This window comes from Psychrobacter luti (assembly GCF_014192115.1).
Lineage (GTDB): Bacteria > Pseudomonadota > Gammaproteobacteria > Pseudomonadales > Moraxellaceae > Psychrobacter > Psychrobacter luti.
Genome location: NZ_JACHXL010000009.1, coordinates 1 through 14,121 on the forward strand (window position 1 = coordinate 1; position 14,121 = coordinate 14,121).

A 14,121-nucleotide genomic window follows, 5' to 3' on the forward strand; every position below is an offset into this window, starting at 1 on the left:
TTGCCGATAGTATGCGATAACTTGCATTTTAAAGTCTAGATCGTAACGCATAAAAATACCCCATAAGTTGTGTCCAACTTATGGGGTTCAGTTCAGATAGGCGCTTTTTTTTATGTCTAAACTGAGTGCTCAGTAAATGAAGAAAAGCTAATTTTCTTAGTTACTGTCGAATTAAGCGGCTTGGCTGTGGCAGTAAGCTTATATCACTGACACGACAAGGATTGATATCGATACCACCACGGCGCGTATACCAAGCGCGAACTATCAGCTCAGTTGGCTGATAATACTGACTCAAATCAGCAAATATCTGCTCGACACACTGCTCATGGAAACCATTATGCTGACGGAAGCTTAAGATATAACGCAGGATGCTGGCTTCATTAATTGTTTTATTACTAGTTATAGAAACTGCCAACGTGCCCCAATCTGGCTGATTGGTCACCGGACAATTACTGCGCAACAAGTTAGAATAAAAGCTAAAGGGTTCACTACTGTTTTGAGAGCTTTTTTGAAAATCTTCTAAACTACGCTCAGTATCATTAGATAATAATGACACATCAGGATGTTCCGTTAGTGCTACTTTCTCGCTGCTATTTGCAAGCGCCTCATCAATACAGATGCCATTAGGCTGTGCAATCAACAGCCCTGTTGCCTCACCATATAAATCGTCATCTAAGTTAAACAACTCAACCTGTACCTCTGCTTGTACGCATGCTGATAAATCTTTGACTATCAGCGCTTGCACGTCGTCCCAGCTGGCAAATTCAGTAAAGTTAATACTGTTTAAGTAGAGCTTGAGTGATTTTGACTCAACGATAAATGGTGAGCTTGCTGGAATACCAAATCGGGCAATGGCAACTTGTGAGATACCTTGGGGATTCAACCAAGACAGCTCAAATGCTTGCCACCAATCAACGCCCACTGCTAGCCTTTCATCATGCCAGCTAATGACATCACGCCCCATACTACGAGCAATTGGATAAAGCGTCTCTGGACTATACTCAGTCGGATAGTCGGTAGTTTGCTCACCCAAGATACCGTGAATACTCATTTACCTTCCTAATATTAAAGCGTTAAAATTTAACAAAATATTTAATTACCAATCAGGTCAAATAGGCAGTAAAAGCATGACCTTTTAAACTGCAAATACTACAAGCGCACACGCGAGCCATTACTCAGCAAGCGATAAGCGATGGTATAAAATATCGCACAGAAGACAAAAATAGCTGCCATCGAATACCAGACATTGACATCAGAATACCCTAAGATGCCATAACGGAACGAATTCACCATATAAACAATCGGGTTCAATAATGAGATATTTTGCCAAAGTGGTGACAGATTCTCCATTGAGTAAAATACCCCACCAAGATAGGTCAGTGGCGTTAACACAAAACTTGGAATGATAGAGATATCATCAAAAGAGCGGGCAAAGACAGCATTAATGAAACCGCCCAATGAAAACAAAATAGACGTACCCAATACGGTAAATATCGTTACAAATAAATGCTCAATACCAAGGTCGGTAAAGAATAGCGCCACTATCGAGACTATAATACCAATTGCCAGTCCGCGAAAGATACCACCACTGATATAACCCATCAAAATAGCATGCTTGGACACAGGCGAGACCAAAAGCTCCTCGATACTGGCGGTAAATTTGGCACTAAAGAAGCTCGAAACCACGTTAGAATAGCTGTTGGTGATAATCGACATCATAATCAGACCAGGCACGATAAACTGCATATACGGCACGCCGCCCATTTCACCGACACGTGGTCCAATCATCTTACCAAAGATGACAAAGTATAGGCTCATGGTGATGACTGGTGGCAACAACGTTTGCGGCCAAATACGTAAAATCCGGCGCACTTCTTTGACTAAAATAGTACGAAATGCAATCCACTTTTGGGCAATGGTTAAGCCGTCATGAGGACGAGATACCTGTTGTGCTTTATTCATATCACTCATGTCCTGACTCATAGTCCTGCCTCCTTCATACTGTCTGCACTTTCGATATTTTTATCTACCAAGCGCATAAATAACTCTTCTAAGCGGTTGGCTTTGTTACGCATACTCGCTACGGTAATACCTTGCTCCGATAATTGGTCAAACACGCCGTTTAATGACTCGCCTTCTGTTAAGGTCACTTCCAGCGTCTGCTCATCAGGCTGCGACAATCCCGTTATCCCAGTCAAATCTAATTGACGAGTGAGGGGCGTGTCTAAATCAAAAACAAAAGTCTCAACTGACAATTGAGCAAGCAAGTCCTTCATTTCGGTATTAATACGAATCTCACCATGATCCAAAATTGCAATGCGCTTACACAGCTGCTCTGCTTCTTCTAGGTAGTGAGTGGTCAAGATAATAGTGGTGTTTTCTTCGATATTAATCTGCTGCATAAACTCCCACATAGAGCGGCGCAGTTCGATATCGACACCAGCCGTTGGCTCATCAAGAATCAATAGCTTTGGCTTATGAATCAAGGCGCGGGCAATCATCAAACGGCGTTTCATACCGCCTGATAATTCACGTGATTTACTATCACGCTTGTCCCATAGCCCAAGCGCCGTCAGTAAGCGCTTAGCCCGTGGACGTGCTTCTTTGGCAGAAATACCAAAGTAACCCGCCTGAGTAATCAAGATGTCTTCCACTTTTTCGAACTGATTAAAGTTAAACTCTTGCGGCACGACCCCAAGATATTGCTTGGCCATCGAAGGGTTCTCTAGCAAATCTGTTCCAAAAATCTTCACGCTACCAGTGGTAGGCTTAAAGAGTGAGCTAATAATGCCAATCATCGTTGACTTACCAGCACCATTTGGCCCAAGCAGCGCAAAAAAACCACCCTGCGGGACGGTTAAACTGACATCTTTGAGTGCCGAAAACCCATTGCTATAGGTTTTGGATAAATTCTGGATAGCAAGTGCTGGTACCTCAGACATGAATACCTCTTTATTGGTTATAAATTTATATGAACAGCGATTTTTGGCATACTGTTATTTTTAGTATACTAATATCTAGAAGAGACGATGTAATGTCATAAAATGAGGCTGCCAGCAATGAATTTCAACTGTGCCCTATGAGAAGTATCATATTGATAATACTCATCATTAAAAAAGCGCCTACCTCATTAAATGAAATAGACGCTTTATCAATGCAGGTGCTAAAGGGCTGAATAGACTTACTAGCAATAATCATGCTGATACGGTTTGATTAACCTAAAGCAGCAGTAATGCTAATAAATTTATAAGTCTACAAACCATTTGGCTAAATGCAGCTTATTAACTAATAAAAACTAGCTTGCTTCGTCAATCATATAATCAACCGCGCTTTGCACTTCTTCGTCAGGAATATCCGCGCCGCCTTTGGCAGGCATGGCGTTAAAGCCATTAATAGCGTGGGTATACAAGGTATCTTTACCTTTTGCGATACGTGGTCCCCAAGCGCCAGCGTCACCTAACATAGGTGAGCCAAGTAAGCCTGACGCATGACAAGTTTGGCAAACAGCGTTATAAACATCTTTACCATCACGAGGACCATCGCCTGCAGCTGGACCAGCAGAACGTGCAGTCACATCACACACTTCATCGTCTTCAAAACATACTTTGGCAACAGGCTGAATACGAGCAATCAAATTAGGATACAAAGCAATAAGCTTTTGTACTTGCGGCGTGTCCTCTGGAATTGGCTCTTCAGCAGCAGGTGCTGCAGCGGCATCAGCGCCGTCTGTTGCTGTTGCAGCGTCATCAGCAGGTGCAGCCCCATCGGTGGTATCTGCAGCCGCTTGGGTATCATCACCCAGTTTTTGCGGTGCATTTTCGACAACGTCTTGCCCTTCTGCAACATCAGATATGGTTACAGGAGTGTCTACAACACTTTCAGCTTGGCTCACAGCGATACTAGCGATTCCTAGAATGGCAGCTGCCGATAACATAACTACTTTTCTCATTCGTCACGTTCTCTTATTGCGTATACAAGGGCCGACACGGCTTGGACATTCTGTCTGTCCTCCTTTGACAACCAAACCAGTTATCAATAGCAAACAGCCATCCCGCATGCAGGCGCGCTTGTAATCGGTGATTATAAATATGGATTCTCCCTGACATTATAAGGGAAAAGACAGGTAGATTGCCATGCCTGTTTGCTGACTATAGTGTTTTTTCTTAAAAAACCTCAATAGCGACCTTCATTCGTTGGCTTTATGGCTTTTATTTGTTAGACTAAGCGGTCTTAATTTTTAGACGTCTCGCAGTATTAACGACAGCTAATTATCCTCGTTTATACAGGGCGTTAATTAGTACGGTTTTAGTCAATAAATTATGCGCTCGTAGCTCAGTTGGATAGAGTATCGGTCTCCGAAGCCGAGGGTCGTGGGTTCGATTCCCGCCGAGCGCACCAATCACCATAATCAGTAGTATTTTACCTTTTCCTAATCTCACCCATCACCTCTACAACAGCAGCTCTTGGCGTTCTTAACTGCTGCCTATAACTGTGCCCTAACGTCTATGAAATGTTGTACATAGAGTTGTTAAATCTACTCAATCTATATAATTCTACTCTGCATCCTGTAAATTCGCAGTTAATTGAGCGCGGCTAGGTACACGGTGATAATTAATCACGGGTACGTCACCCAAACGGCGCTGACCGGCGGCAATCTTTTTATCAATCGTAATCATGGCAATCTTTTTATCTTGCTTAGTGATAAGCAAATGATTGGCTTTACGATTGACACGGTAGTCAGGAAAATGCTGCTTTAACAACTCTGAGGTTTTTTGTATCGCATCATTTATCGGTATTTTCATACATTTTGACTTTGGACTATGCTTATCAGCGGTTTTCGGTGCGCGTGATTTTGCCAAAAACCATAATCCAACAACGACTGCGAACAATATGACAAGCCACCACATTCCATCTATCATAGAAGTCTATATCCATCGTTAATAAGGGTTAGGTCATGTTAGCAGAATTATCAGCAGCGTTAATAGCAGAAGTCGAACGTGCTGCCAAACTACTTGGGACAAAACGGCGTATTTGTATTTTAACAGGCGCAGGGATTTCGGCAGAAAGCGGTATTCCCACTTTTAGAGATAAGCAAACAGGCCTATGGGAAAACTACGGCGCTGAAGATTTGGCGACGCCTGAGGCCTTTGTACGTGACCCAAATTTGGTTTGGTCATGGTATCAGTGGCGCAGACAAGTGGTCGCTGATAAAAAACCAAATCCTGCCCATGACGCCTTAGCGCAGTGGCAATACCATAGCCACTCATCTGGCCAGCACATAACACTTATTACTCAAAATGTCGATGACTTGCATGAACAAGCTGGCAGTACGATCACTCATCTGCATGGACATTTATGGCGCAATCGCTGTAGCCAATGTAAGACACCTTATCAAAAGCAGTCTAGAGGCTCATATAGCAGCGCCGACACTATGGATTATAATGAGGAGCTGATTAGCTGCCCGCATTGTGATGGTTATATCAGACCGGATATTGTGTGGTTTGGTGAAGCGTTACCTGTGCAAGCATGGGAGACGGCAGAAGAGGCAGCGGCTAATTGCGAAGTGTTTATCAGTATTGGTACATCAAGTCTCGTCTATCCTGCCGCTGGGCTGGCACAACTAGCAAAAGATAATGCTGCCAAAATCATCGAGATAAACCCAAATCCGACACCCAATACTATTGTTGATATCAACTTAGCGGAAAAAGCAGGAATGGTGATGCCGTTATTAATCCAAAAAATCACGGCGCTGTAGTCGCTTAACCTTAAAAATAATAGCAAATGACAAAACAAAAGTCTTAAAGATTTATATCAACCGTTAAGCCTTTATTATTAAAGATATATGCAGTCAGTGCTTTATTCAATCAGTGCCTTACTAGATCAATGCTTATTGCAGCGCAAGATCAACTCTCGCTAAGTACGTTTCTTTTAATTCATCATCTATAAAAGAAGATCTAAAAGAGTTTTTTACCAAAGTAATGATATCGTTTTCCGTTAGTGGCAGATTCTTAACTAAATTGATAAAATTTTGATTGATATAGCCTTTGAAATAAGCAGGATCGTCGGAGTTGACACTCACATTAAGACCATAATCTAGCAGCGCTTTGATATTATGCTCTTGATAGCTGTCAAAAACTTTGAGCTCGATATTGGAATTTGGGCAAACCGTCAGCGGCATTTGCTCCTCTTTTAGGCGTTGCATCAATGTGGCACTTTTTATCGATTGCACACCGTGATCGATTCTGCTGATATCCAGTAAATCTAACGCTTCATAAATATACGAAAAATCTGCTTCTTCACCAGCATGAGCAACCAATTTAAAACCCGCTTCTTTTGCCTTTTTAAAGACTTCTTTAAACTTGGCAGGAGGGTTACCTAGCTCCGAAGAATCAAGACCAACACCGATAATATCGTCTTTAAATGCCATCGCTTCTTCTAAGGTCTCAAATGCGTCTTCTTGCGATAAATGGCGCAAAAAACACATGATAATGCAAGAGGTGATACCATACTTTTCTTTAGCATCAGCGAGCGCCTCTTTGATACCCGTAATAACGGCTTCAAAAGGCACGCCCCTTGCGGTGTGCGTTTGCGGATCAAAAAATATTTCTGTGTGAATGACGTTGTCTTCCACACATTTTAGAATATATTCCCACGTTAAATCGTAGAAATCGTCTTTGGTAATCAGGACATTGGCACCTGCATAGTAGATATCTAAAAAGGTTTGTAGATTGGTAAAATTATAGGCGCGGCGTACATCCTCAATGTCATTATAAGGGATGTCTATATTATTTTTTTTTGCCAATCTGAACATCAGCTCTGGTTCTAATGAGCCTTCAATATGTAAATGCAGTTCTGCTTTGGGTAATTTCTTTATTAATTCAATCATAGTGTTCCAGTAATGGCTTTTATTAAGCGCTGCGTTTGTCAGCGGTATATATTTATAAAGGCTATTATATTTCAATTGGCCGTAAAACCCTATAGACAAACAGCAAACCCTTGCATTCAGCTATAAACACGACTTCATAAAGGTGACTTTATAATAAGGGCTACTGCATAAAAGCCATTTCAAAAATATAGTATTAAAATACTACTTTAAAAATACCACGGTATCAGATAGCTCATTACCAGCCGGGTCATCGCCTAGATGATAATACTGGCGCAATAACTGACCTACCTCATCTAGCAGCTCCGCCAAGCTTTCTTCAGTTTTTTGATTGGCAATACCTGAGACCGCTTTTTCGCACATAGCGCGCCACACGGTCGGGCTCACATGCGTGCTGATACCGCGATCCGCGACGATTTCCAGCTTATGCTCGCAGATGTTGACGTATATTAAAACGCCAGTATTTTCTTCGGTATCCCAAACGCGATATTCACTAAACAAATCAATCGCCCGATCACGACAGTCAAGACGATAGGCATCTTGAATAGGTAAGTGATTTTCTATAATTAAAAACACCTCACCGCGATGCCCACGCTCAGCCAACGTCACCTGCTCTGTCAAGCGAGCTTTAGCCGCTGGCGTGAGCCATTTGCTATGCAGCATAGGGACAAACAGTACTTGACGCCACCAACGAGCAAAACTTGCCTGCGACGAATTGCTTTTTACCATTATATTATTTCCTCAAGTACGCCATTGCTGGCAGTCATCTAATGTCTGAACCTAACAAGCTTTTACCAAGAACCGCCCGCGCCGCCGCCGCCAAAGCCACCACCGCCACCTCCGAAGCCGCCGCCACCAAAACCACCGCCACTACTACCACCCATACCGGGTAAGAACACCATGCCACCGCCGCCGCGTCCTCCACGACCACCGCGCCCGCCACCTGAGCCGCGCGAAATTAAAAACAGCCATAAAAATATCGCCATAATTAAGGTCATAAAGAAACCGCCGCCCAAGGCAAGCGAACCTGCAAAGAAGCCACCGGCAGTCAGAATAGAGCCGAATATGCGACCAAAGATACTGGTAATAAAGCTACCAAATATCATCGCCATCACGAATAAAAACACCGGTGATGGACTGTCACCGAGATCACTTTGGCTTTGACTACGTTCAGACGCTTGCGCATCGGCACGTGCCAACACTTCAGGGTCAGCTGTCAGACGAGTTTGTAAGGCGCCAACGCCCGCCAATATCCCAGCTCCATAGTCATTTTGCTTAAATAGTGGTGTGATATCTTCACGAATAATACGATTGACCGCAGAATCAGGTAATACACCCTCTAGCCCATAACCGGTTAAAATATACATATCACGGTCGTTGACGGCAACGACTATCAGTAAGCCATCATCAATGTCTTTATTACCAAGCTGCCATTTTTCTGCAACCTGTAACGCATAATCAAATATCGGTATGCCATTAGTCGTCGGTACGATAACAACTGCGGCTTGCGCCAAGCCTTGCTGATAGATATTTCTTAGCTGCGCTTCTAAGCGTTGTTTTTCTTGCGGGTTTAAGATATTGGCTTGATCAATAACGGGTGAATTCAGGATAAGCTTATCAGCATCGACACTTTCGGCACTCGACTGCACAGGTGGTTTAGTGGCTGTCGACGCGCCTGCCGTATTGTCGCTATTACCATTATTAGCGTTTGCCGCATTGGGATTAATAGCATCATTGCCAAGGATAGCCTCATTAATTGCTTCGTTACCTAAGACGGCATCGTTAATGGCTTCGTTAGACTCGGCAGCTTTTGCAATCGCTACCAAATCCTCAACACTACGATTTTGCATATCTGAGGCGCTATCGCTAGCGACAGCAATATTATCGTTGGTATTAGCATCGGTATTGGGCGCAGCATGCAGCACAGAGCCACTAGCGATGCTTAGTGTGAATAACAATGCGGATAAAAGTGCTTTTGAATTATTCATCTAATCTATACCACCTCAAATAACATCTGGACTAAATTAATGGCTACAAAACCAAGCTAACGGCAACGCGGCGGATATGAAAGCCTTCAATAGACATACTCACTATAAACACTCCTTTTTATCCGCCACGATTTTATTTTACTGCACTTTACTGAGCTGTCTTCGTATTGTCATCACCAAAGTCTACACTAGGTGCAGTCGATATCTCTTTTTCATTGGCAACGCTAAAGTTTGGCTTTGCATCCATACCAAATACTTTGGCAGTGATATTGGTTGGGAACTGGCGCACTGTGGTGTTATAGCCTTGAACTTCTTGAATATAACGGTTACGCGCGACAGCGATACGGTTTTCCGTACCTTCAAGCTGAGCCTGCAAGTCTTGGAACAACGCATCTGACTTTAGATCAGGGTAACGCTCAGAAACCGCCATTAAGCGTGATAGTGCCCCAGTCATTTGGTCTTGGGCGGCAGCATAACGCTCCATCGCTTCAGGGTCATTGAGCAGCTCTGGAGTGATGGTGATACCGCCAGCTTGTGAGCGCGCTGCAGCAACTTGGGTAAATACTTCTTGTTCTTGCTCTGCATATTGCTGCACAACTTTAACTAAATTTGGCACCAAGTCTGAGCGGCGCTGGTATTGGTTGACCACCTCCGACCACGACGCAGTGACTTGCTCATCTTGCGCTTGCAGATTGTTATAACCACAACCTGTCAGACCAACGGTAGAAGTGGCCAATACGGCTGATAGCAACATAGGTTTTACGATAGATTTACGCGTCATTTTTGACTCTCCTAAAGATGATAAATAACAAACAAGACGTTTTTTTAAGCACTTTTTTAATCATACACATTTATATAGGCTTATATATCCTCCTCTACAAATGTGTCGCCTGAAATACATTGTGCTAATAATGGCGTTATCACGTTACTTTTACAATTCATCGTTACCAAAACACAACCGCAAAAGCACTGCTCCTAGCAAGAGTTTTAGCGCTTTTTTTGGCCTTTCATGATTCACAACTCCTAACGATATTTCCGAAAGCATCGAATAAGTATTAAAAAAAGCCTGATAAACAAAGGGTTCTATCACTCTCTATAAGAAAACCAGTTCCATTAAGCGCTACTATATAAATGCATTTATAAAGAAAATTCTAGTAATTGGCTAAAAAATATGGCAAATTGCAGTTACGTAGCCGTACGGTTTGAATACATTTGGTAGTGGACTTGTTACCTTTTTGGTACTAGAGGGCCGATAACAGCTCCTTAAAAAAGGATTGATAAGCGAACAGATGCTTGCTTATCAATATTAGCATAGAGATATAAGCGACCGATATGGCTCATAGAAAGTGGATTGCCATCACCTTGAGGATGGAGATTTAATATTATAACCGCCTGCTTTATCCGCTGGTCTATAGATAACTACTTAAGCATTTGTAATGTAATGACAAAATATCGTCGTTATCAGACCGCAAAAAGATAGATAAAAATAGCAACCGTCGCTCATTTATTACCATTTATAAATAAGCAGTTAATAAGGAGCGATTTTGATTACTAGCTAGTGCTAATAAGCGCTTGCCGACGATCAATATTGCTAATAGAGCCAGCGGATAAAGACAGAAAACTACAGTCCATTCTTAGTGGCTAAGCGCGTATGAGACTTAATTGATAGGTTTAAGTAGATGCCGATTATTTGAGAAGTTGGTTTTAATAAGGAAATTAAATAGCAAACTTACTCTAAGCATCATCATATATAGCCACTTTGAGACAGTACTAGGAATATATACATATGGAAAGTTTAGTTAATGTAGTAAACGGAATTATCTGGAGCCCGGCATTAATTTATTTATGCTTGGGCGCAGGTTTATTTTATTCCATCATGACGCGCTTCGTACAAGTACGTTTATTCAGTGAAATGATCAGCTTACTATTTAAAGGTAAGTCGAGTGCACAGGGTATTTCATCATTTCAGGCACTGGCCGTTTCGCTTGCGGGACGTGTGGGTATGGGTAACATCGCAGGGGTAGCAGCGGCTATCGGCTTCGGTGGTCCTGGTGCGGTATTTTGGATGTGGGTTGTGGCGTTCTTAGGCGCATCTACCGCTTATGTCGAATCAACCCTTGCCCAGATTTATAAAGAAAAAGACGTCATCACTGGCGAATATCGTGGTGGTCCCGCTTATTACTTTGAGCGTGCGCTTGGTCAACGCTGGTATGGCATTATTTTTGCCATCGCGTCTATCTTAGCTTGTGGTATGTTCTTACCTGGTGTGCAAGCAAACGGCGTTATCAATGCCTTTGCACAAGTCATGGGTGAAGGCACCGTGATGAATATCGGTAGCTTAGAAGTCGGCTCTATGCGTCTTGTCGCATTGGGCATCATTCTAGTGGTACTTGCGATTATTATCTTTGGTGGTATTAAACGTATCGCAACCTTTACTGAGTATGCGGTTCCTTTTATGGCGCTGGGTTATATCGGCCTAGCATTAGTCATCATGTTTACAAACTACCAGATGATTCCAGAAGTATTTGGCTTAATCATTGGTGATGCATTTACCGCTCAAGCTGGTTTTGGTGCGGCCATCGGTTGGGGTGTAAAACGTGGTATTTACTCTAACGAAGCAGGTCAAGGTACAGGTCCTCATGCTGCTGGTGCGGCCGAAGTTGAGCATCCATCACAGCAAGGTCTAGTACAGGCATTTTCAGTCTATGTCGATACCCTGTTAGTATGTTCTGCAACTGCCTTTATGATTTTGACCATGGGCACTTATAACATTCAAGGTACGCTACCTGACGGTCAGTTCATCGTACAAAATGTTGCTGCGGGCGTTGAGATTAACTCACCTGCCTTTACACAGATGGCAATGGAATCAGTATACGGTCAATTTGGTAACACCTTTATCGCTATCGCCGTATTCTTCTTTGCCTTTACCACCATCTTGGCTTACTACTATATCGCTGAAGTAAACGTTGCGTACTTAACGCGCTTTATCAGCCGCGGTGCCAATAAAACCGGTCTATTCTTAGTTAAAGTGCTAATCATGGTGATGGTTGCCTACGGTGGTCTTAACTCAGCTGGTTATATCTGGGCAATTGGTGATATCGGTGTTGGTCTGATGGCTTGGCTTAATATCGTTGGTATTTTGGTTATCTTCTTTGTGGCACGTCCAACGCTTACCATGCTTAAAGATTATGAAGCACAGCGTAAAGCTGGCGTGAAGCACTATACTTTTGATCCAGCAAAATTCGGTATCAAAAACGCGCCTTATTGGGAAGAGCGTCATCTAAAACAGCAACAAAGAATGGCGGCACAAGATCCGCTACATAAAGAGCGTCTATAATTCACTCTACTGTAGTGCTATCTAAGCCATATCGATGACATCAATAGTATTGCATTGATAACATTGATAGCATCGATAAAAACAAAAAGCCCGAGACCATTGTCTCGGGCTTTTTCATGCGCATAATTTTGTCATAAAGACAGTGACGTATTTTGCGATGAGACATTAAATAAGACATTAAATACAAAAAAAGCCCAGCTCGATGGCTGGGCTTCTTAGATACTTTTATTATTGTTTATAGCGATAAAATCAGCTTATTTAGGTAACAGTACATTATCAATAACATGGACTACACCATTGGTCGCCATCATATCTGTGCCAACGATATTGGCAGTGTTGCCGCTCGCATCAGTAATGACGTTAGCATCGCTGATAGAGAACGTTTGACCATTTGCGGTTTCGATAGCATCGCCATAAGGGATGTCAGCGGCTTTTACTACCATCGGTACGACATGGTAAGTCAGGACGCTAGTGAGCATTTCTTTATCTGCTAATAGCTGTTCTTTGGTGATATTAAGCTTGGTTAGTAAAGCAGCAAAGGCATCATCAGTTGGTGCAAATACTGTGTACTGACCTTCTGCCATCATCATATCATCAAGATCAGCGGCTTGTAGTGCTGCCGTCAAAATGGTTAGATTTTCATTGCCGGCAGCCATCTCGCCAATGCTTTGAGTAGCCATATCTGCTGGCATGGCAGTCGCATCTGCTTCGGCCATCGCTTCAGGGGCAACTTCTGGCTCAACAACGACGTCAGCAGTCGCTTCTGACTCAACTGGCTCGGTAACGGCTTCTTTATCGTTACAAGCAGCTAGTGACAGTGCAGCAGTAACGACGGCGATAGATAATAGGCTCTTCTTTAACATAGGGTATTCCTTTGGATTAAATGGTTGGTGAATGAATGTTTACGAATTGATGAGGGTTGGAAGATGGATAAGGATCTGAGTAAGTAGTTCGTGAATGAGTGCTTATAAATAAGTAATTTAATGGATAGGTAAAATTTTAATAATTAAACACTTAGTTAATAAGTAAATTTTAGAAATAAGCCAACGATTTCAATGACTACCATAGTAGCTGATTGTTTTTTAATTGGTGCTTACTTAGGTAGCAACACTGTATCGATCACGTGTACAAAGCCGTTGTTAGGTTAATAACCATTTTTAGCATATAAACCATTTTCGGTTTATATGCTATCGATAGCATTCGTAGTATGTGAGCTTGTCTTGTGTACTAGCTAAATAAGCAGTTTATTAAATGCTTGTTTGAATTTATATAACTTACTTAATCACCTACTTAGGCATCAAAACTCTGTCAACCACATGCACCACCCCATTACTCGCGGCGATATCGGTTTTTAGAATCTTGGTTATGCGACCATTTTCATCCATGAGTCTTCCTTCTGGCGTAATGACCAACGTATCTGTACTTAGCATGGTGTAATTACCGGGTCTGACGTGTTTTTGATAAACGGGGGTATTACCTTTTAGCACATGGTAAGTTAAAATCTTAGTGAGCAATGGCTTATTGGCAAACAGCTCGGCTTTGGTCATGCCAGTTTCTTGTAATGCTTGAGCAAAGGCGGCATTGGTCGGTGCCAATATCGTATAGCTTGCACTCGTATCAGACAATGCACCTGCCAAATCTGCTGCTTGCAAGGCTTCTACCAATAGTGAAAAATCTGGATTGCTTTGAGCAATTTGTACCACATTCATACTGGCAGTAGATTGGCTATGCATCGGTGCTTTCATAGTTGGGGTTTTGGTTGGCATCATATTATTACAAGCGCTAAGACCTGCGATAGAAAGTGCCAGTGTGCCAAGGGTGGCGATTTTAACTAGTTTCATAACATTGTCCTTAATGATTGAATGACTATAATTTATTGGGTTTTTATGACTGTCTTACAGTCAAATTGTCTT

Annotated in this window: 13 protein-coding genes and 1 tRNA gene; 3 read left to right on the forward strand and 11 right to left on the reverse strand. The window is 42.5% G+C overall.

Annotated elements, in window-relative coordinates; all coding sequences use genetic code 11:
* Positions 1-160: 160 nt before the first annotated feature.
* The 4 genes from queF to FHS24_RS11885 form a co-directional block, all read right to left on the reverse strand.
* Positions 161-1,051: an NADPH-dependent 7-cyano-7-deazaguanine reductase QueF gene (gene queF / locus FHS24_RS11870; RefSeq protein WP_183621334.1), complete on the reverse strand. Its 891-nt coding sequence runs from the start codon at positions 1,049-1,051 to the stop codon at positions 161-163.
* A gap of 98 nt (positions 1,052-1,149) precedes the next feature.
* The gene (locus FHS24_RS11875) at positions 1,150-1,962 is read right to left on the reverse strand and encodes an ABC transporter permease (protein ID WP_183621371.1); all 813 of its coding nucleotides are present in this window, start codon (positions 1,960-1,962) and stop codon (positions 1,150-1,152) included.
* Between the two features lie 17 nt (positions 1,963-1,979).
* Positions 1,980-2,942 (reverse strand): ABC transporter ATP-binding protein, encoded by a 963-nt coding sequence (locus FHS24_RS11880; protein ID WP_183621335.1) that lies wholly within the window; start codon positions 2,940-2,942, stop codon positions 1,980-1,982.
* A 353-nt stretch (positions 2,943-3,295) separates the two neighbouring features.
* Entirely contained in the window at positions 3,296-3,949 is a 654-nt protein-coding gene (locus tag FHS24_RS11885) for a c-type cytochrome (RefSeq protein ID WP_183621336.1), read from the reverse strand.
* A gap of 372 nt (positions 3,950-4,321) precedes the next feature.
* On the opposite strand from FHS24_RS11885, the gene FHS24_RS11890 reads away from it, so the two are divergent.
* Positions 4,322-4,398 (forward strand) — tRNA-Arg (locus FHS24_RS11890).
* 155 nt (positions 4,399-4,553) lie between these two features.
* Here FHS24_RS11890 and FHS24_RS11895 read toward each other — a convergent pair.
* Positions 4,554-4,919, reverse strand: coding sequence for a hypothetical protein (locus tag FHS24_RS11895; protein WP_183621337.1), 366 nt, complete (start codon positions 4,917-4,919; stop codon positions 4,554-4,556).
* A 35-nt stretch (positions 4,920-4,954) separates the two neighbouring features.
* Between FHS24_RS11895 and FHS24_RS11900 the strand changes: the two genes are divergently transcribed.
* Positions 4,955-5,755 (forward strand): SIR2 family NAD-dependent protein deacylase, encoded by an 801-nt coding sequence (locus FHS24_RS11900; RefSeq protein ID WP_183621338.1) that lies wholly within the window; start codon positions 4,955-4,957, stop codon positions 5,753-5,755.
* Positions 5,756-5,887: 132 nt separating this feature from the next.
* Here the strand turns inward: FHS24_RS11900 and FHS24_RS11905 are convergent, their stop codons facing one another.
* The 4 genes from FHS24_RS11905 to FHS24_RS11920 all read right to left on the reverse strand — a co-directional run bounded on the left by FHS24_RS11905 (position 5,888) and on the right by FHS24_RS11920 (position 9,652).
* On the reverse strand, positions 5,888-6,886 hold the full coding sequence (locus FHS24_RS11905) for an adenosine deaminase (protein WP_183621339.1): 999 nt from the start codon (positions 6,884-6,886) through the stop codon (positions 5,888-5,890).
* Positions 6,887-7,087: 201 nt separating this feature from the next.
* Positions 7,088-7,612, reverse strand: coding sequence for a TPM domain-containing protein (locus FHS24_RS11910; protein WP_183621340.1), 525 nt, complete (start codon positions 7,610-7,612; stop codon positions 7,088-7,090).
* A 62-nt stretch (positions 7,613-7,674) separates the two neighbouring features.
* Positions 7,675-8,871 carry a TPM domain-containing protein gene (locus FHS24_RS11915; protein ID WP_183621341.1) on the reverse strand — a complete coding sequence of 399 codons (1,197 nt, stop codon included), beginning with the start codon at positions 8,869-8,871 and terminating at the stop codon, positions 7,675-7,677.
* Positions 8,872-9,019: 148 nt separating this feature from the next.
* Positions 9,020-9,652 carry a LemA family protein gene (locus FHS24_RS11920; protein WP_183621342.1) on the reverse strand — a complete coding sequence of 211 codons (633 nt, stop codon included), beginning with the start codon at positions 9,650-9,652 and terminating at the stop codon, positions 9,020-9,022.
* A 1,005-nt stretch (positions 9,653-10,657) separates the two neighbouring features.
* On the opposite strand from FHS24_RS11920, the gene FHS24_RS11925 reads away from it, so the two are divergent.
* Complete coding sequence (locus tag FHS24_RS11925) at positions 10,658-12,208, forward strand: alanine/glycine:cation symporter family protein (protein ID WP_183621343.1); 1,551 nt, start codon at positions 10,658-10,660, stop codon at positions 12,206-12,208.
* Positions 12,209-12,462: 254 nt separating this feature from the next.
* On the opposite strand, the gene FHS24_RS11930 is transcribed toward FHS24_RS11925, so the two are convergent.
* The gene (locus FHS24_RS11930; protein WP_183621344.1) at positions 12,463-13,071 is read right to left on the reverse strand and encodes a fasciclin domain-containing protein; all 609 of its coding nucleotides are present in this window, start codon (positions 13,069-13,071) and stop codon (positions 12,463-12,465) included.
* Between the two features lie 423 nt (positions 13,072-13,494).
* On the reverse strand, positions 13,495-14,049 hold the full coding sequence (locus FHS24_RS11935) for a fasciclin domain-containing protein (RefSeq protein WP_183621345.1): 555 nt from the start codon (positions 14,047-14,049) through the stop codon (positions 13,495-13,497).
* Positions 14,050-14,121: the final 72 nt, after the last annotated feature.